Genomic DNA, 17828 nt, shown 5'->3' with positions numbered 1-17828 from the left:
GCTCGTCCCGCTTCCCGGGGCATCGCTCTCATGCGGCTCGCGCCACCGCCGCCTGTCGCGGGCCACGCGCCCCGCCGCGGCCGCGCCCGTTAGCCCCGCGCCGCCCGGTCGAACCGCATCGCGTACGCCCGAGTGAACACGGCACCGCCCGGCCCCCGCAGCATCGCGCGCAGCGCCGTCGTGCGCGCAGCGTGGGCGGAGGCGCCGGCCGCGCGCCCGAGCAGCGTGTTCAGGAAGGCGAGACGCGCCGCGTGCCGCGCCGAGGCGAGGCGGTCGCGCTCCCACCGAGCGAGATCCGTGTCGTCCCCGTGCCGTAGCCACGGTGCCAGCAGGGGCGCGAGCGTCAGCGCGTCGAGCAGGCCGAGGTTCATCCCCTGACCGCCGATCGGGCTCACCTCGTGCGCCGCGTCGCCCACGACGATCACCCGTCCGCGCCGCAGGGCCGGAGCCACGGCGCGCCGCACGCCGAAGGTCGACGCGCCCGCGATCTCGACCGCGGTCCCGGTGCGGGCGGCGACGGCGTCGCGGAGGAAGCCATCGGCATCCGTCACCTCGCCCGTCCCCGCCCACGCGACGAGCCGGCGCCGCCCGCCCGGCAGGGGGAACGACTCGACCACACCGTCGCGCTCGAGGTGCACGCGTGCGACCGGCCCGCCGGATGCCACGACGTCGGCCATGACGTACGTATCGGGGTAGTGGTGAGTGCGCACAGCCCCCGGGCGATACACGAGGTCGCGCCCCGACCACCCGGTGGCGACGACCACGACTCCCGCGCGGATCTCGTCCCCGTCGTCGAGCTGGGCGCGGACGCCGTCGCCCTCCTGGCGCAGCGTCACCACGCCCGCACCCCGCCGCACCGGTGGAGCGAGCGCGGTGAGCACCTCGATCGTGTCGGACTGCGGCAGGGCTGCCACGTACGGATGCCGGGCCCGCAGCCGGTCGAACCGGATCTCGGCCAGCACGCGACCGTCGGCGCGTGCCTCGCCGCGCGCGATGCGCACCGCCCGTTCCCGGATGCGGTCCGTCGCCCCCGACACCTCGAGTAGGGCCAGGGCGGGGGAATGGATGCCGATGGCCCGCGTGCCCGCACCGGGATCGGCGCGTCGCTCGACGACCTCCACGGCCACCCCACGGGAGCGCAGGTCGGCGGCGAGGGCGAGGCCGACCGGCCCCGCGCCCACGACGAGCACCTCAGTCACGCGCGCGCCCTCTCGCCGTGGCGAGCACCCGGAACGGCGCCGGTGTCTCGACGGCCCAGGGCGTGCCCAGGGCGGCGGCCAGTTCTGCGGGGCGGTAGCTGCGGCGGATCGAGCGCAACCCGTCGACGCGCAGGAAGGTGCCGATCGAGAGCGGCGCGATGCCCACCGCGTACAGGCCGTAGGCGAGACGCCCGCGCGCGATGTCGGCGTGCAGCACCGCACCGCGGGAGAGGGTGAGACTGTCGGCGGCGAAGGCGGCGAGCGAGGCGGCGTCGAGGTGATGCAGCACGTGGTTCGACAGCACCAGGTCGAACGTCTCACCGGCCTCGATCAGCTCCCGCGACCCCTGCGACACGAAGCGCACACCGGGACGCTCCCGCAGCCGGGCGGCCTCGTGCGCGCGGGGGTCGGGATCGGCCCCCACCCACTCGACCTCGAGGCCGTCGCGTGCGGCGAGGCCGGCCAGTCGCGCGACGACGTCGCCGCCGCCCGAGCCGAGGTCGAGCACGCGGGCGGGGTGACCGAGCGCGACCAGTTCGGGCCGCACCCGCGTGCGATAAACGCGGCCCCACGCCGAGACGAGGCGGTTCACCACGTCGAAGCGGCGATACGTCGCCGCGAGCGCCCGCGGGTCGCAGTCGGGGTCGTCCATGAGCTCGGTCAGCGCGGTGTCGCGCCGCGCGAGACCCGAGAGCGCGCTCACGCCGAGGCGCGGCGCGCGATGATGGTCGCCGCCTCCACGGTCAGTCCCGGACCGAAGGCCATCGCCGCCACCCGGTCGCCGTCCTTCAGGGCGGGGTCGGCGAGCAGGTCGCGCAGGATGAACAGCAGCGTGGCGCTCGACATGTTGCCGTACCGGCGCAGCACGTCGCGCGAGGGCGCGAGGGCTGCGGCATCCAGCTCGAGGGCGCTTTCGACGCGATCCAGGATGCTGCGCCCGCCCGGATGCACCGCCCACGCGTCGACGTCGGCGAGGTCGCCGAGCACGTCGGCGGCGATCGCCGAGATCTCGCGCCCGATGATGCGCGGGACCTCGGGCGTCAGCGTCATCTCGAAGCCCGAGTCGCCGACGGTCCAGGCCATGTCCTTCTCGCCGTCGTCGGTGACGTGGGTGGCGAAGCCGTCGAGGTCGAGGCCGTCGCGGGAGGGATCTCCGGATGCCACGATCGCAGCTCCCGCGCCATCGGCGAACACCGAGGCGGCGACGATCTGGTCGGGGTGCGACGAGGTCTGCCAGTGCAGCGAGCACAGCTCGGTGCAGGCGACGAGCACGACAGCGGCCGGGTCGTCGCCGACGATCCGCGCCGCGAGGCGCAGCGCCGGGATCGCGGCCGCGCAGCCGATGAATCCGAGGTGGTACCGCTCGACGGTGGGGGAGAGTCCGAGGTCGCGCACGAGGTGGTAGTCGGGCCCGGGGGCGAACATCCCCGTGCACGAGACCGTGACGACGTGCGTCACGGCATCCGTGCCGTATCCGGACCCGTCGATCGCGGCGCGCGACGCCGCGGCGAAGAGCCCCGGGGCGGTGCGGCGGTATTCGTCGTTGCGGGCCCCCGTCGGCGGCATGAGCAGCGTGTCGCCGTCGCGCACGGGGAGGCCGTCTCCGGCGGCGCCCGCGAGCTGCGGCAGCACGACGTGACGGGTGTCGATCGCGGCGGCGTCGAAGGCGGCCCCGACCAGGCGCTGGGCCTTGCGGTCGAAGCCCGGTTGCGCGGCGAAGAGGTCGCGGAGCGTCGACTGGGTGACGCGGGTGTCGGGCAGGGCCGTGCCGATCGACACGATTCGGGCGGTCATGCCTCACTGTAGACACGCTTCGCGGGCCCCGGCGCGGGGATGGTGCCGGTGTCGCGCTGCGTCTATGGTGCGGATTCCGCCGGTACGACCGATGGTCGGTGTCAATCCCCGCGGCGCTCCGTCACGCCCGACCTACGGTGGCCCCTCGTTCCCGACGAAGGAGTGCGCCATGACCGATCGCCGCCCGCTCGACCCCACCCGCGTGACTGCCCAGAAGGCGGTGCGCGAGCCGAATGTGCGCGTGTGGCTGGTGGCATCCGGCATCCTCGCCGTCATCGCGATCGTGCTGTTCGCCTTCTCGATCCCCATCGTCGCCGCGTGGGCGTGGATCGGCATCGCCTTCCAGGTCGCGATCTTCGCGGCCCTGCTCGCGAACGGGCTCGGCGGGCGCCGCACCGCCTATCAGGGGTACATCTTCGCCGTGCTGATGTGCGTGCAGGCGGCGGTCGCGCTCCTCGTGATCGTCGTCATCGCGATCGCCGCGTGGATGCCGCCGGTCTGACGTCCCGCCCGCGTCGGCCACCGACGCCACCGGCCGAGGCGGCTGAGTCTGTCGAAGCCGCCGGGCCCCGCCGTCACCGTGCACCCATCGCACGACGACGCCCCGCCCGGGCAGCCGGACGGGGCGTCGAAACCGTGCTCAGCCGCCGAGGGCGCTGCTCACGGCGGTGGGGCTGTCGAATTGGTCGACGTCGGACCCGCGCAGCCGCTCGAGCAGTTCAGCGGGAGCGCCGTTGTCTTCGGCGATCCCGATCAGCTCGTGCCTGCCGACGGGGTAGTCGACTCCGGCGAGGTACTTCTGCATCTCGATCGCGTCGGGGAGATCGGCCATGGTGTTCTCCTTCTTTTCGGGGGTCAGAGGATCGGCTTGCCACCGGTCACCGCGACGCGGGCGCCGGAGACGTAGCTGGCCTCGTCCGAGGCGAGCAGCACGTACACCGGTGCGAGCTCGGCGGGTTGCCCCGGGCGCCCGAGCGGCACCTGCTCGCCGAAGCTCTCGACCTTGTCCGCCGGCATGGTCGCCGGGATGAGCGGCGTCCACACCGGCCCGGGCGCCACGCTGTTCGCCCGGATGCCGCGCTCCGCGAGGAGCTGGGCGAGGGAGGCGGTCATGTTGGCGATCGCGGCCTTCGTCGCGGCGTACGGAAGCAGTTGCGGCGACGGCATGTCGGAGTTGACCGAGCTCGACGCGATGATCGATGCGCCCTCCGCGAGGTGGGGCAGAGCGGCCTTGACGGTGTGGAAGTACGCGCTGACGTTCGTCGCCCACGTGTGGTCCCACTCGCTGTCGTCGATCTCCTCGAGGGTGTCGTGGCTCATCTGGAACGCGGCGTTGATCACCAGGACGTCGAGCTTGCCGAGGTGCTCCACCGTGCGGGCGACGAGGTCGCGGCAGTGCTGCGGGTCGGAGACGTCGCCCGGAAGGAGCACGGCGCGACGACCGGCGTCCTCGACGAAGCGACGGGCCTCCTCGGCATCCTCGTGCTCATTCAGGTAGGCGATCGCGACGTCGGCCCCCTCGCAGGCGTAGGCGAGCGCCACGGCCTTGCCGATGCCGCTGTCGCCCCCGGTGATGAGGGCCACCTTGCCCTCGAGTCGGCCGGAGCCGCGGTAGCTCTCCTCGCCGTAGTCGGGACGGGGATCCATCTCCCGGTCGGTGCCGGGGACGCTCTGCTGCTGGGCGGGTTGCGACATGTCTGCCTCCTGGGGGATCGGAGGCCCCACCCCACCCGGTGCGCGGCGATCGCGCACGAGGGTTGACAGTCGTGGGGGTGCGTCGTCGGTCGAAGGATGCCGAGGCGGCCGAGCTCGTCGAAGCCACCGTGGCCCGTGGCTCCCGGTCCCTTCGACAGGCTCAGGGACCTGTGTTGCGATCGAGGTCGGCGTGCCGCCGGGGTCAGGCCGCGATCGCGTCGCGCAGCAGCAGTCCCGCGATCGCGCCCCGGTACTCGTCGATCATGCGGCGGCGGTCCAATCGTCCGCGGGCCGCGAGAGCCGCCCCGCGCAGGGCCGGACGCAGGGCGAGGGCGTCGCCCCACGCCTCGGCGATGGCGGCGACGTCGCGCGCGGTGACGAGACCGAACCCCTCCACCATGCGCGCGGCGTCGCCGACGTCGGTCGTCACGGGTACGGCCCCGGAGGCCGCGCCCTCGACCAGGCACAGCGGAGACGCCTCGCCGAAGGCGCTCGTGAGCGCCACAACGTCGGCGATGCGGTAGAGCTCGGGCATGTCTTCGCGCAGGCCCAGCGCGTGGAGGGCGACCTCGTCACCGACCCCGCTCTCGGCGCGCAGCGCGCGGAACGCGGGGTTGTCGGCCGTCATCCCGGAGCCGCACATGAGGTAGTGCGTGGCGGGCGCGCGGCGCGCGTGCGCGGCGACGGCGCGGAGGAAGAGCCCCGGATCCTTCATCGCGTCGAAGCGCGCGGCCAGCAGCACCACGGGTGCCGACTCCGGGATGCCGAGGGCCGAGCGGATGCGGCGGCGCTCCGCCCGCGTGCCCGGGCGGAAGCGGCGTGTGTCGATGCCGTTGTCGATGACCCACGCCTCGTGCGCCGCCACCCCGGCTCGCGCATAGGCGTCGGAGGTCGACAGGGCGCACGAGATGGTGGCCGTCACGGCGCCGGAGGCGGCGGCATCCGTCAGCCACCCCAGGGCGGGACCCGAGTGGGTCGGGTCGGATCGGTGCAGGCACGCCGCGACGGGGACGTCGGGAAGCAGACCTGCCCGGTCCAGAGCGACGACGAGGCTCAGCGGCTGCTCCTTCAGCGAGAGCACGACGTCGGCGTCGGAGAAGAGAGCGGCGGCGTGGTCGAGTTCGGCCGCGGTGTAGTCCTCCGGGGCGATCGGGCGGTCGCCGGCGACGCGGTCGAACGCCGTGATCTCCACGCCCGCCTCGCGAAGGCGTCGGTAGCGCGTGTCATCGCGCGCCAACTGCAGCGACGCGTCGCGGCGCGCGGACGCGGTGAGCGAGAGCACCCGGTGCTCCTGCGAGCCGTCGCGCGCGAGTCCCGCGACGACGTCGGAATGCAGGATGCGGGCTCCACCGGCGAAGAAGCCCTCGTAGAGGGAGAGCACACGGATGGATCGCGTCATCGGGGTCTCGTTTCAGCCGGGGAGAGGCACCGCGGATGCGGTCGTCCCATGCTGAGGCGTGGACCCCGTGGGCTGGGTTACGCCCGGGAGACCATCGTGTGAACGCCCGGACACGAGCCGACGCGCCGGCCCCCGGGGGAGGGACCGACGCGTCGGGTGAAGGGGCGGTGGGTCAGGCGCGGGGCGCGACCACCATCGCCTCGCCGGCGTCGCGTGTGCGCGACCAGGGCCAACGCGGCGCCGTGCGCTCGCGCGGTTCGTCGGTCGATCGCGGCACGATGCCGTTGCCCATGGCGGTCGACATGGCGATGCTCCACACCGAGCCCGCCTGCTGTCCGCTCTGCTGTCCGTAGATCATGGTGTTCTCCTCACTCCCGTCTCCCGACGGGATGCATCCCGTCTCGCGACGGGCGTCTCGATCTCCGTCATAGCCCGACGCGGGTTGCAGCGGTGCCCGCTTGACAACGGTGACATGATGCGCTTGCCGTCGGCGCCGCGGGGTGGAGCGAGCCCGGTGCCCCACCCCGCGGTGTCCTCACGCGCCGCGGACGGTCTCCCCGGCATCCTGCGCGCGGTCCCGCACGGTGGAGACCGCGTCGGCGGAGTCGTCCTTGACGTGCTGCACCGCCTCGGCGGCGCGGTCCTTGACGGCGCCCACGGCGTCGTTCGCGGGTTCCTTCAGGTCGGAGACGATCTCCTGCGCGACGTCCTTCGCCTCGTCGATCAGCGGAGCCGCCTTGTCCTTCGCCTTCGCGGCCGCATCGCGTTCCGCGCGCGAGGGCGGGATGAGCGAGGCGAGCACGAGGCCCGCGCCGAAGGCGACGAGCCCGACGGCGAGCGGGTTCCCCTTCACCGCGTGGCCCGCGTCGTGCGCGGCGTCCCCCGCCCGGTGGGCGAGGCCGGATGCCGTGCTCCCGGCATCGTCGGCGACCCCCATCACGCGATCGCGGACGCTGCGGACGGCGCCGTGCAGCTTGCTCTTCTGCCGATCGACGATCTTCGAGGGCGTCACCTTGTCGGCGAGGGCATCGACGTCGGAGCCCAGGTCGGCACGGGTGCGCTCGATCTCGGCGCGGATGGCTTCCGGTGAATCGGTCATCGGTTCTCCTCGTTCCTTGCGAATGCTTCCGGTATCTCCTGCAGGGTGGCCGCCGTCTGCGGCATCCCTTCCACGGTCTTCAGGCGGCTCCGGCCGATCGCGAAGAGGATCCCCGCGATCACCGCCCAGATCACGGCGACCACCACGGCCGACCAGGCGTGCCCGATCAACAGCGCGAGCGCCTCCCAGAGGGCGATCGACAGGAAGAGCACGACCATTCCGGCCGCGTATCCCGCGCCGCCGAGCAGCCCGGCGCCCTTCGCCGACTTCGTCGCCGACTCCTTCACCTCGGCTTTGGCGAGAGCCAGTTCCTGCCGCATGAGCGTCGACATGTCGCGAGTGACCTCGCCGACGAGCTCGCCCAGCGACGTCGTTGCCGCCCTCTGCTCAGAGGGTGTCGGGTCGGTCATCCGAACCCCCCTCACGTGCACCGTCGAGGCGTGCCGCCGACTCCGTGTACAGCGGCGGGTCGCCGCCGTCGACATCGGCCGTCAGGCCCGTGTCGCCGCCGACCGGCTCGGTCGGCCGCATGCCGTCGCCGACCGGGACGGTGGGCGTCGCGTCGACGCCGCCCACCGGGGGGACGTTCCCCTCGAGCCGGTCCGAACCGTCGTCGCTCGCGCGGACCGCGGCGTCCGCATCCGCGTAGCGCGGACCGCCGAGCGTCGCGGGAGCGGACGCACCCGATTCGTCGGAGGCGGCTCCGGCGGCGATCGCGCGACTGAGCCGGCCGATCACGACCCCCGCGATGGCCGCGACGGCGATGAAGGTGCCGGGGCGACGGCGGGCGAACGCGGTGACGTCCTTCACGAGCTGCTGAGGGTCGCGATCCGCGAGCCACGAGCCCACGGTCGACGCGTGCTCCGCTGCGCGGCGCACCACCTCACCCGCGATCCCGCCGCCCTCGTCGGCGTCGGCCATGCGGGTGAAATCCTCGCCCAGGGAGCCGAGCCCGTCGGCGAGGCGTTTCTGCTGGGTCGCGGCCTGCTCCGACAGCTCACGGCCCGACTGCGACACGAGATCGCCGATGCGCGCCTTCGCCTCGCCGGCGACGGCGGCCGCCTCGTGGGCTCCGGACTGCGCGACCTCCTGGGCGGCGTGCCCCGCCGTCTTCGCGGTCGCCGATGCCTCTTGCGCGGCGGCTCCCGCCTTCGCGGCTGTGCCCGAGTCCTCGTCCTGAGACGTGGTGAATTGCGACATGTTCGCTCCTTCCGTGGCGTTGGGGTGTCCGGTCTAGGTCCGGAACCACCGCTGCGCCTCGGGCCTTGCCCCGGTGCGGATGGCGTGCAACGCGCGAGGCGGCCGGTTCGCTTCGGAAAGCGTCCGATGGACGGACCCGCCCGACGGCCGGTCGCAACGGTCGTGCGCGCCGCCGCGGAATGAGTACGATCATGGGTCGTGCAGTCATCCGAAGCCCCGCTGTCGCCCCTCCCCGGGTCGGCGCTCGGGCGCGCCCTTCTCGCCTACGGTGAGGCGCGGCGCACCGCCGCCGCCGAGGCTCGCCGCGCCCTGTCGCTGAACGAGCTCGATGCCCGGGCACTCCTGTTCATCGGCGACAACCCCGGAGCGCGCCCCTCGCACGTGCGCGACCATCTCGGCATCACCTCGGCCGGGGTCACCACCCTCATCGACCGTCTCGTCCAGCGGGGAGCGGTCAAACGGGATCTGGACGCCGAGGACCGCCGCGTGAACCACATCACGGCCATCGTCGATCTTGATGCCCCGCCGTGGTCGGAGCTGCGGGCCTTCGACGCGGCGATCGAGGATGCCGTCACCCGCATGGACCCGGCCTTGGCCGACCGCGTGGCCCGGGTCGTCGACGAGCTCGTCGCGCACGCGCGACGCTGACGGCCGGGGACGACGCGGGCATCCGGTCACGCGTCCGGCTGCTGCGATCTCGCGACGTCGCCTCGGGATCCCGCCCACCGAGCGTCGGTGGACGGACGGCACGCGACGCGCCGAGTCGAACTACTCGGCGGCTGCGAGGAAGGCTTCCGAGCGGGCCTGGAGGAACGAGCACAGCGCGGCCAGGGTCGCGAGTTCTCCCGCGAGGGCCATCACGCGGCCGGCCGGCAGGGGAGCGGCGTCTTCGCGCGGTTCGAAGGTGACCGACCAGTCGGTGGCGCCCTGCTCGGAGCCGGGGGCGACGTAGAAGGTGGTCGATACGCTGCGCAGCTGGGCGGCGATCAGCCCGGCATCCCCGCCGTCGTCGTTGTCCTGCGGGATGACGCGGAGGATGTCCGCGTCGTCGTAGCCGAGGGCGCGGAAATCGTCGATCCACGACTGCAGCGTGGTCACTGTGCGAAACGGCATCGGGTCCCCTCGACTGGCGGGGCGCCGAACGGGCGCCGCACCCATTATGACGGCGGCCGGACGCACGGCGGGGGGAATGACGGCGATCGCATCGGGATCGACGGCGAGGGGAAGGAGACCATCGGACGTTCCAGCGCGGAGTCACGAGCTCCGCGCCGGAACGCCTCCGACCACCGCGCCGGGGAGCGGGAGCGGTCGGGTCGCTGCATCGAGATGCCGCCTGCGAATGCTCGCCGCGGTGCGGCGACGGGTCAACATTCGCTCCGCGATGCTGCGCTTCCCGGCTGTTCGCTCGCGTCCGGCGGCCGACGGCGCCGAAATGCGCATTTTCCGCATTTTGATGGATACGGTGAATGCGGATGGGGGGTCATCCGCGCCGACCGTCGCTGGTCGGGTGCGTCATCGTCGATCTGTGCATTGCAGCGCGTGAGAGCGTTCCCATATCGGCAAGGCGCCTGTCGACGCAATGGTCTTGCCGCACATTCTCGGACGATTTAGGAAGCCTGCGTGGAGCATACGAACATCGAGACCCGCGACGCCGAGACGGTGGAGCACCTGTGGCAGACCATCGTTCCGGGAGCCCGCATCGCCCGCGCGGATGCCATTCAGCCCGCGATGGCGTGGCACGCGGCGTCCGAGCCGGGATTCGGCTTCTGCGACTACACGATCGGGTCGACGATGCTGGTCGAATCCGACCCGCTCGATCAGGTGGTGGTGGGCCGCATCGCCGGCCCGCGGGTGGTGGGGACCTATCGCCGCGAACGCATCGACACCGCGGTCCCCTTCATGGTGGTCGACCGTCCGCTGGAGATCGCCTTCACGGGTCGCATCGCGGGCACCGGCGTCTCATTCACGCGGACGGAGTTCGACGACGCCGCGCGTCGTCTGTCGGGGGACGAAGGCTTGCGCGTCCGGGCGACGGGCCATGCCCCCGTGAGCGAGCAGCGTCTGCGCTATTGGTCGCGCACGTGGGAGTACACCCGCGACGTGCTGTTGCGCTCGCCGGAGCGCACCCCGCTCATCCAGCAGCAGGCGCGCACGCTCATGCTCGAAGCCTCTCTCATGACCTTCCCGACGACCTTCACCGACGCCCTCGCCGCCGGCCGGCCGTCGCGACCCCTGCCCGCGCCCGTGCGTCGGGCGAAGGCCTACGTCGAAGCGCACGCCGCCGAACCCGTGGTGCTCGCCGACATCGCGGAGGCGGCACGCTTGTCGCCGCGCGGCCTGCAGTACGCCTTCCGTGCCGCCACCGGTCGCACGCCGATGCAGTATCTGCGGCGGGTGCGCCTCGACGCCGCGCGGGCGGAACTGCGCAGCGCCGACCCCTCGGTCGAAACGGTCGCGGCGATCGCCGCGCGCTGGGGTTTCTCCAACCTCGGCCGCTTCGCCGCCATGTACCGCGGGGAGTTCGGCGAGACGCCCTCGTCGACCCTGCGCTCCTGACGCCGATCGGTGCGACCGCCGGTCAGTGCCCGGCGCCGAGGCCGCCGCTGAGGCGATCGTGGAAGCGGGCCGCGGTGTCGTTCATTCCCTCGAGCTCGACGGTCGTGCCGAGGTGGGCGTACTTCGTGCGCACGGCATCGAGCGCGGCGACGGTCGAGGCGTCCCACACGTGCGAGCGCGACAGGTCGATCACGACGTGCGCGGGGTCGCGGTGGTACGCGAACCGGGTCGTGAGGTCGTTGCTCGAAGCGAAGAAGAGCTCGCCCTCCACGACGTAGCGGGCGGTGTCCCCGTCGACCGAGCGGGTGACGCTCGTCAGCGAAGCCACGCGGCGTGCGAACAGCACCGCGGCCGCGACGACGCCCACTCCGACACCGATCGCGAGGTTGTGCGTCCACACCGTGACGGCGACGGTCAGCACCATGACGATGGTCTCGCTCAGCGGCATCCGGCGCAGGGTCGAGGGGCGGATGCTGTGCCAGTCGAAGGTGGCGATGGACACGACGATCATCACGGCCACGAGAGCGGCCATCGGGATGATCGCGACGACGTCGCCGAACGCCAGCACCAGGAGCAGCAGGAACACGCCGGCGAGGAACGTCGAGATCCGGGTGCGCGCCCCCGAGGCTTTGACGTTGATCATCGTCTGGCCGATCATCGCGCAGCCGCCCATTCCGCCGAACAGACCCGACAGAACGTTCGCGGCGCCCTGGCCGAGCGACTCGCGCGTCTTCGACGAGGGAGTGTCGGTGATGTCGTCGACGAGGGCTGCGGTCATGAGCGACTCGAGCAGGCCCACGACGGCCATCGCCACGGCGAACGGGAAGATGATGCCGAGCGTGTCGAGGGTGAACGGCACGTTCGGGATCAGCAGCGCGGGCAGGCTCTCGGGCAGGGCGCCCTGGTCGCCCACGGTCGGGACCGAGATGCCGAAGACCACGGCCGCACCCGTGAGCAGCACGATCGCCACGAGCGGAGCGGGGATCGCCTTGGTCACGCGCGGCAGCAGGTACATGATCGCCAGGCCCGCCGCGGCGATCGGGTACACCGCCCACGGCACCCCGATCAGCTGCGGTACCTGCGCGATGAAGATGAGGATGGCGAGGGCGTTCACGAACCCGACCATGACGCTGCGCGGGATGTAGCGCATGAGCTTCGCGACACCGGCGAGTCCCAGGATCACCTGCAGGATGCCGCCGAGGATCACGGTCGCGAGGAGGTAGTCGACGCCGTGCTCGCGGGCGACGGGGGCGATCACGAGCGCGATCGCTCCGGTCGCCGCCGAGATCATGGCGGGACGCCCGCCGAGGAACGCGATGGCCACGGCCATGACGAACGACGAGAAGAGTCCCAGACGCGGGTCGACGCCGGCGATGATCGAGAATGCGATGGCCTCGGGGATGAGGGCGATCGCCACGACGAGACCGGCGAGCACCTCGCGGGTGAGCAGGCGCGGGGAACGCAGCGCCTGCAGGACGGTGGGTTCGGGGCGCGCACGCGCGAGGACGTCGGTCATGTCGATGCTCCTGAGGGGGGCTCGGTGGGAACCCGCGGCGGCGCGGGGAAGAATAGAGGGGTCGCAACCGCGACCGAGAAGAACTCTACCGTAACGTGAGGTTTGCGGGATCGGGGATGCCATGACCGAGGAGCGTCCGATGCAGATCGGCGAGCTCGCCGAGCGCACGGGGCTGTCGATCCGCACGCTCCGCCACTACGACGAGATCGGCCTGCTGCGTCCCTCGGCCCGCTCTGAGGGCGGGTTCCGGCTCTACACCGCCGACGACGAATCGCGCCTGCTGCTCATCCGGCGCATGAAGCCGCTCGGTTACTCGCTCGAGCAGATGGGCGAGCTGCTGAGCGTCGTCGACGGTCTCGAGGCCGATCCCGGCGACACCGCGCTGCGGGATCGGTTCGCCGGCATCCGCGACGAGGCGCAGCAGCGCCGCGAAGACCTGCGCCGCAAGGTCGCCGCTGCCGACGAGTTCATCGCGCAGTTGGAGGCGCGATGACCGCCCACGACATCGCGCTCGAGGGGCACGGCATCCGTCTCTCTCCCGCCGACCCGTCCGACGCCGCCGCGGCGTGGCCCCTCACCGACCCCGACCTGTGGAGTCGCATGACGACGCCGTGGCCGACCTCGGTCGACGCCTACGCCGCGCACGTCGAGAGACAGCTCGCCACCCCGGGGCTGTTCGCCTTCACCGTGCGGGATGCCGGCACCGGCGCCGTTCGCGGATCGACCACGTTCTACGAGTACGTGCCCGCGCAGGGGCGGGTCGAGATCGGGACGACGTGGTACGGACGCGCGTTCCAAGGCGGGAAGACCAACCCCGCCGCCAAGCTCCTCCTCCTCGGCCACGCCTTCGAGACCTGGGGAGTGAACCGCGTGGCGCTGCGATGCGACGCGCGCAACGAGCGCAGCGCCCGCGCCATCGAACGGCTCGGCGCGACGCCGGAGGGACGCCTGCGCCGGCACCGCATCGCGCCGGACGGCTCCGTCGCCGACACGCTGTACTTCTCCATCCTCCGCGACGAGTGGCCCGACGTGCGCGCGGGGCTCCAGGCGCGGCTGTCGTCCGCCGAGCCCGGCGCGCGCGCCTTCGACGCCGAGACGACAGCCCGCTGACGACCCGGCGACATCCTGCAGTCGAGATGTCCGTCGCACGCCGTCTCGTGGACGCTGCGGGCAGGGCGGGTCAGCCGGCCGCGGCCTGCGCGGCGCGGCGGCGCGCGAACTCCCGGGCCTCGGTGAACAGTTCGAGATCGATCTGCACGTGACGGCGAGCGAGCTCCGCCGCCTCGTCGGGGGCGGCCGTGACGATCGCGTCGACGATCGCGTCGTGCTCGCGCGCGGCGCGGGACTCCATGCGTCGATGGCTCTCGCGGTCGCCCCACGGGTGGGCGGGGGCCGAGAGCGAGAGATGGCGCTCGTGCTCGAGCAGGATGTCGCGCAGGGCCGTGTTGTGGGCCGCGTCGATGATCGACAGGTGCAGCAGGCTGTCGGCCCGCTGCTTCGGGTCGCCCGAGGGTGCCGCGTGGAAGGCGGCGAGGCGGTCGCGCATCGTGGAGATATCGGCATCCGTGCGTCGTTCGGCCGCGAGCCGAGCCAGTGACGAGTGGAGCATCGAGCTCGCCGTGCAGGCGTCGACGAGGTCGCTCCAGCGCTCCTCGAACCACCGGTCGACGCCGACGACCACCGAGTCGGGCCAGTGCTGCGCCACGAACGTCCCTCCGCTGCGGCCACGGCGGCGTTCGATCAGCCCGCGGGTGGAGAGGTCATCGAGGGCGGCGCGCACCGTCGTGCGGCCCACTCCGAGCAGGGGCGAGAGGTCGCGTTCGGCCGGCAGCCGCGTGCCGGGCAGGAATTCGCCCACCGCGACGGCGGTGATGAGGCGCTCGGTCACGCGCTCCACCAGGGAGGCGTCGTCGGTCTCGGCCATGGGCTCCCGTCGTTTCCCCCATGTTAAATCCGCAGAAAAGGTTTGCCAACACACCTTTAACGGGTCCACGATGACTCCATGCAACGCGAGATCACCGTTCCGTTCCATGACGGGTTCACCTGGGCCCGCCTGACCGAGCCCGCAGAACCCACCGGCCGCGCGCCGCTCTTCGTCCTCCACGGCGGCCCCGGTATGGCGCACGACTACGTGAAGAATCTCGACGCCCTCGCCGAGATGACCGGCCGCACCGTCGTGCACTACGACCAGATCGGCTGCGGACGCAGCTCGCACCATCCCGACGCTCCCGTCGAGCAGTGGGTGCCGCAGTTCTTCGTCGACGAGTTCCACCATCTGCGCGGGGCGCTGGGCTTCGACGAGTATCACGTGCTCGGGCAGTCCTGGGGCGGCATGCTCGGTGCGGAGATCGCCGTGCGCCGGCCGGCGGGGCTTCAGGGCCTGATGATCTGCAACTCCCCGGCATCCATGCAGCTCTGGCTCGAGGGTGCCGCGCGCCTGCGGTCCGAGCTGCCCGCCGAGAACCGCGAGGCCCTCGATCGCCACGAGGCCGACGGCACGCTCGACCACCCCGATTACGTCGAGGCCACCCGCGTCTTCTACGAGCGTCACGTCTGTCGCATCACGCCCATGCCGCAGGACTTCGTCGACAGCGAGGCGCAGATGCTCGCCGACCCGACGGTGTACCACACGATGAACGGTCCCAACGAGTTCCACGTCGTCGGCACCGGCCGCGACTGGACGATCATCGACCGCCTGCCGCAGATCGCGGTGCCCACCCTCGTCGTGGCGGGGGAGTACGACGAGGCCACGCCCGAGACGTGGGCGCCGTTCGTCGAGCGCATCGCCGGCGCCCGCTCCCACGTCTTCGCGGGAGCCAGCCACTGCACGCACCTCGAGATGCCCGACGTCTTCCGCGGCGTCATCGCCGACTTCCTCGCACCCCTTCCCTGACGCGCCCCGAGCGAACCCGTCCCGCCCCCACCGCACCCGCCCCACCCGAACCCGAATCAGGAGCCCCGATGTCGAAGTCCGCCCCCGAAGCCCAGCAATCGCTGGAATCCTTCGGCTACAAGCAGGAGCTCAAGCGCTCCATGTCCACTCTCGACCTGGTCGTCTACGGCCTGGTCTTCATGGTGCCGATCGCCCCGTGGGCGATCTTCGGCGTGGTCTACAACGCCGCGAGCGGGATGGTGCCGCTGGTGTACATCACCGGCGTCGTGGCCATGATCTTCACCGCGCTGGCCTACGCGCAGATGTCGAAGGCCTTCCCGATCGCCGGTTCGGTCTTCTCCTATGTCGGTCGCGGCATCCACCCCACCGTCGGCTTCTTCGCCGGGTGGGCGATCCTGCTCGACTACCTGCTCGTCCCCACCCTGCTCTACGTGTTCGCGGCGTCGTCGATGGCCGGTATCTTCCCCGACGTGCCGCAGTGGATCTGGGCCGTCGCGTTCGTGATCATCAACACCGTCATCAACGTGCTCGGCATCGGCTCGATCAAGCTCGCGAACCGCGTCATGCTCGGCATCCAGCTCCTCTTCGTGGTGATCTTCGTCGTGATCGCCATGGTCGCCCTCTCCTCCGGGGCGATCCCCGGGGCCGAGTTCTCGATCGCCCCGGTGTGGGATGCCGAGAAGGTCAACCCCGCGCTCATCGCCACCGCCCTGTCGATCGCGGTCCTGAGCTTCCTCGGCTTCGACGGCATCTCGACCATGGCCGAGGAGTCCACGGGCGACCGGAAGTCGGGCGGCCGCGCGATGATCATCGCCCTCCTCGTCGTGGCCGTGCTGTTCGTCACGCAGACGTGGTTCGCCAGCGCCCTGGCCGCCGGAACGATCGCGTTCTCGGACGACGACGTCAACAACGCCTTCTTCCTGCTCGTCGCGCAGGCTGCGGGATCCGGCTGGGCCACGGCGTTCCTGGCCGTCAACGTCGTCGCGGTGGGCATCGCCAACGCCGTCGCCGCTCAAGCCGCCACCTCACGACTGCTGTATTCGATGAGCCGCGACCGGCGCCTTCCCGCTTTCCTGTCGAAGGTGAACGCGCGCCAGGTGCCGCTCGCGGCGATCCTGTCGGTCAGCGCGATCTCGCTCGTGCTCGTGCTGTTCTTCGTCGGCCAGATCGCGGTCATCTCGTCGCTGGTGAACTTCGGCGCACTGCTCGGCTTCCTGCTGCTGCACGTCTCGGTCGCGGTGTACTACCTCGGCAAGAAGAAGTCGAAGAACTACCTGCTGCACCTCGTCGTGCCGGTGATCGGGTTCCTCATCATCGGCTATGTGCTGCTCAACGCCGACATCACCGCCAAGGTGGGTGGCATCCTGTGGCTGGTCGTGGGCGGCGTCGTGTACGCCGTCTTCGCCCGCAGGAACGATGGCGCCACCGGGCCCCTGCCCGAGCACGCCACCGCGACCGCCGGAGAGGGCGGCGGCGAGGTGGCCTCGTGACGAGCGTCACCCACGCGCTCGGCAAGGAGCTCGGCCGTCCGGGCTTCGACGCCGCGGTCGCACCCGTCCTGCGCGTCACCCCCGGCACGGGCGCGACGATCTCCTTCGAGACCGACGACGCCGTATACGCCGAACTGCACGAGCACGGGGATCTCGCCACCCTGCGCGCCCCGATCAACCCGGTCACCGGGCCCGTCTACGTCGAGGGCGCGATGCCCGGCGATGCGCTCGCGGTGCACGTGCACGAGATCCGCCTCGGGCCGTACGGCTGGTCGCAGAGCCTGCCGGGGGCCGGCGCGCTGCAGCACCGCATGCCCGATCGGGTCGTCAGCCGTCGCATCCCGATCGACGCCGTGGGCGTGCACCTCACCGACCGCCACGTGGTCACCGCGCGTCCGATGATCGGGTGCATCGGCACCGCACCCGCGGCGGGCGTGAACTCGACCGTCATGCCGACGACGTCGCTCGGCGGCAACATGGACCTCACCGACGTCGCCCCGGGCGCCACGGTCTACCTGCCCGTCGAGGTCGAGGGTGCGCTGCTGTCGATCGGCGACATCCACGCCGTCATGGCCCGCGGCGAGTCGTCGTTCGTGGCGATCGAGGCCGCCGGCGTCGCGGTGGTCTCGATCGATCTCGTGAAGGATGCCGGCTACCGCGCGCCGCGCGTCGAGACCGCCGACGAGTGGATCTTCGTCGGTCTCGGCGACCCGGTGCAGGAGAGCATCCGACGCGGGTACGAGGACGTCTTCGACACCCTCGTCGGCGCACACGGGTGGGACGCGATGGACGCCTACGCCGTGATGAGCGCGGTCGTCCACAGTGAACTGGGCGGGCCCACGGGGTCGACGGCCCCCGACCCCCTGCACCCCTTCCGCGCGGTCGGGGCGGTGACGCTGCACCGGCTGCCGAAGGACGTGCTCTGACGCGACCGGGCGAGCGCCGCGGCTGCGGCGTGCGCGCGGGCTCGCGTCGCGCGGGGCGGGC

Annotated in this window: 21 protein-coding genes; 8 read left to right on the top strand and 13 right to left on the bottom strand. The window is 72.0% G+C overall.

Annotated features, from left to right (window positions below; all coding sequences use genetic code 11):
* Positions 1–89: 89 nt before the first annotated feature.
* From ACFZA2_RS14455 to ACFZA2_RS14445, 3 genes are read right to left on the bottom strand one after another with little or no spacing between them, the layout of a single operon-like run.
* A complete protein-coding gene (locus tag ACFZA2_RS14455; protein ID WP_391406183.1) occupies positions 90–1199 on the bottom strand; it encodes an FAD-dependent oxidoreductase in 1110 nt (369 codons plus the stop codon).
* Entirely contained in the window at positions 1192–1851 is a 660-nt protein-coding gene (locus tag ACFZA2_RS14450) for a methyltransferase domain-containing protein (RefSeq protein WP_391406933.1), read from the bottom strand. The genes ACFZA2_RS14455 and ACFZA2_RS14450 overlap by 8 nt, the downstream gene beginning before the upstream one ends.
* Positions 1852–1898: 47 nt before the next feature.
* Positions 1899–2993: a type III polyketide synthase gene (locus ACFZA2_RS14445; protein ID WP_391406180.1), complete on the bottom strand. Its 1095-nt coding sequence runs from the start codon at positions 2991–2993 to the stop codon at positions 1899–1901.
* Positions 2994–3162: 169 nt separating this feature from the next.
* On the opposite strand from ACFZA2_RS14445, the gene ACFZA2_RS14440 reads away from it, so the two are divergent.
* On the top strand, positions 3163–3495 hold the full coding sequence (locus ACFZA2_RS14440) for a hypothetical protein (RefSeq protein ID WP_391406177.1): 333 nt from the start codon (positions 3163–3165) through the stop codon (positions 3493–3495).
* 138 nt (positions 3496–3633) lie between these two features.
* Here ACFZA2_RS14440 and ACFZA2_RS14435 read toward each other — a convergent pair whose 3' ends face one another.
* From ACFZA2_RS14435 to ACFZA2_RS14405, 7 genes are all read right to left on the bottom strand, one after another.
* Entirely contained in the window at positions 3634–3825 is a 192-nt protein-coding gene (locus ACFZA2_RS14435) for a DUF2795 domain-containing protein (RefSeq protein ID WP_391406174.1), read from the bottom strand.
* 23 nt (positions 3826–3848) lie between these two features.
* A complete protein-coding gene (locus ACFZA2_RS14430; RefSeq protein ID WP_391406172.1) occupies positions 3849–4688 on the bottom strand; it encodes an SDR family oxidoreductase in 840 nt (279 codons plus the stop codon).
* A 202-nt stretch (positions 4689–4890) separates the two neighbouring features.
* The gene (locus ACFZA2_RS14425) at positions 4891–6087 is read right to left on the bottom strand and encodes a glycosyltransferase (protein ID WP_391406170.1); all 1197 of its coding nucleotides are present in this window, start codon (positions 6085–6087) and stop codon (positions 4891–4893) included.
* 172 nt (positions 6088–6259) lie between these two features.
* Positions 6260–6445, bottom strand: a complete 186-nt coding sequence (locus ACFZA2_RS14420; RefSeq protein WP_363390106.1) for a hypothetical protein — start codon at positions 6443–6445, stop codon at positions 6260–6262.
* A 177-nt stretch (positions 6446–6622) separates the two neighbouring features.
* Positions 6623–7186 carry a DUF3618 domain-containing protein gene (locus tag ACFZA2_RS14415; RefSeq protein WP_391406167.1) on the bottom strand — a complete coding sequence of 188 codons (564 nt, stop codon included), beginning with the start codon at positions 7184–7186 and terminating at the stop codon, positions 6623–6625.
* Positions 7183–7596, bottom strand: a complete 414-nt coding sequence (locus ACFZA2_RS14410) for a phage holin family protein (RefSeq protein ID WP_391406164.1) — start codon at positions 7594–7596, stop codon at positions 7183–7185. The genes ACFZA2_RS14415 and ACFZA2_RS14410 overlap by 4 nt, the downstream gene beginning before the upstream one ends.
* Positions 7574–8386: a hypothetical protein gene (locus ACFZA2_RS14405; RefSeq protein WP_391406161.1), complete on the bottom strand. Its 813-nt coding sequence runs from the start codon at positions 8384–8386 to the stop codon at positions 7574–7576. Before ACFZA2_RS14405 ends, ACFZA2_RS14410 begins: the two co-directional genes overlap by 23 nt.
* Positions 8387–8584: 198 nt before the next feature.
* On the opposite strand from ACFZA2_RS14405, the gene ACFZA2_RS14400 reads away from it, so the two are divergent.
* The gene (locus ACFZA2_RS14400) at positions 8585–9034 is read left to right on the top strand and encodes a MarR family winged helix-turn-helix transcriptional regulator (protein WP_391406158.1); all 450 of its coding nucleotides are present in this window, start codon (positions 8585–8587) and stop codon (positions 9032–9034) included.
* 120 nt (positions 9035–9154) lie between these two features.
* Here the strand turns inward: ACFZA2_RS14400 and ACFZA2_RS14395 are convergent, their stop codons facing one another.
* Positions 9155–9499, bottom strand: coding sequence for a hypothetical protein (locus ACFZA2_RS14395; RefSeq protein ID WP_315994919.1), 345 nt, complete (start codon positions 9497–9499; stop codon positions 9155–9157).
* A gap of 507 nt (positions 9500–10006) precedes the next feature.
* Between ACFZA2_RS14395 and ACFZA2_RS14390 the strand changes: the two genes are divergently transcribed.
* A complete protein-coding gene (locus ACFZA2_RS14390) occupies positions 10007–10942 on the top strand; it encodes an AraC family transcriptional regulator (RefSeq protein WP_315994918.1) in 936 nt (311 codons plus the stop codon).
* Between the two features lie 22 nt (positions 10943–10964).
* Here ACFZA2_RS14390 and ACFZA2_RS14385 read toward each other — a convergent pair whose 3' ends face one another.
* Positions 10965–12458, bottom strand: a complete 1494-nt coding sequence (locus ACFZA2_RS14385) for a SulP family inorganic anion transporter (RefSeq protein ID WP_391406153.1) — start codon at positions 12456–12458, stop codon at positions 10965–10967.
* 121 nt (positions 12459–12579) lie between these two features.
* On the opposite strand from ACFZA2_RS14385, the gene ACFZA2_RS14380 reads away from it, so the two are divergent.
* Positions 12580–12951: a MerR family transcriptional regulator gene (locus ACFZA2_RS14380; protein WP_391406150.1), complete on the top strand. Its 372-nt coding sequence runs from the start codon at positions 12580–12582 to the stop codon at positions 12949–12951.
* Positions 12948–13568, top strand: coding sequence for a GNAT family N-acetyltransferase (locus tag ACFZA2_RS14375; protein ID WP_391406147.1), 621 nt, complete (start codon positions 12948–12950; stop codon positions 13566–13568). Before ACFZA2_RS14380 ends, ACFZA2_RS14375 begins: the two co-directional genes overlap by 4 nt.
* A 70-nt stretch (positions 13569–13638) precedes the next feature.
* Here ACFZA2_RS14375 and ACFZA2_RS14370 read toward each other — a convergent pair whose 3' ends face one another.
* Positions 13639–14382, bottom strand: coding sequence for a FadR/GntR family transcriptional regulator (locus tag ACFZA2_RS14370; protein WP_391406144.1), 744 nt, complete (start codon positions 14380–14382; stop codon positions 13639–13641).
* A gap of 78 nt (positions 14383–14460) precedes the next feature.
* On the opposite strand from ACFZA2_RS14370, the gene ACFZA2_RS14365 reads away from it, so the two are divergent.
* From ACFZA2_RS14365 to ACFZA2_RS14355, 3 genes are all read left to right on the top strand, one after another.
* Complete coding sequence (locus ACFZA2_RS14365) at positions 14461–15351, top strand: proline iminopeptidase-family hydrolase (protein ID WP_391406141.1); 891 nt, start codon at positions 14461–14463, stop codon at positions 15349–15351.
* 68 nt (positions 15352–15419) lie between these two features.
* Complete coding sequence (locus ACFZA2_RS14360; protein ID WP_391406138.1) at positions 15420–16841, top strand: APC family permease; 1422 nt, start codon at positions 15420–15422, stop codon at positions 16839–16841.
* Positions 16838–17767 (top strand): acetamidase/formamidase family protein, encoded by a 930-nt coding sequence (locus tag ACFZA2_RS14355; RefSeq protein WP_391406135.1) that lies wholly within the window; start codon positions 16838–16840, stop codon positions 17765–17767. Before ACFZA2_RS14360 ends, ACFZA2_RS14355 begins: the two co-directional genes overlap by 4 nt.
* Positions 17768–17828: the final 61 nt, after the last annotated feature.

The organism is Microbacterium sp. NPDC007973, from assembly GCF_042958465.1.
Classification (GTDB): domain Bacteria; phylum Actinomycetota; class Actinomycetes; order Actinomycetales; family Microbacteriaceae; genus Microbacterium; species Microbacterium galbum.
Note: the sequence above shows the minus strand (reverse complement) of the source record. Positions and strands in the feature narration are given on the sequence as shown.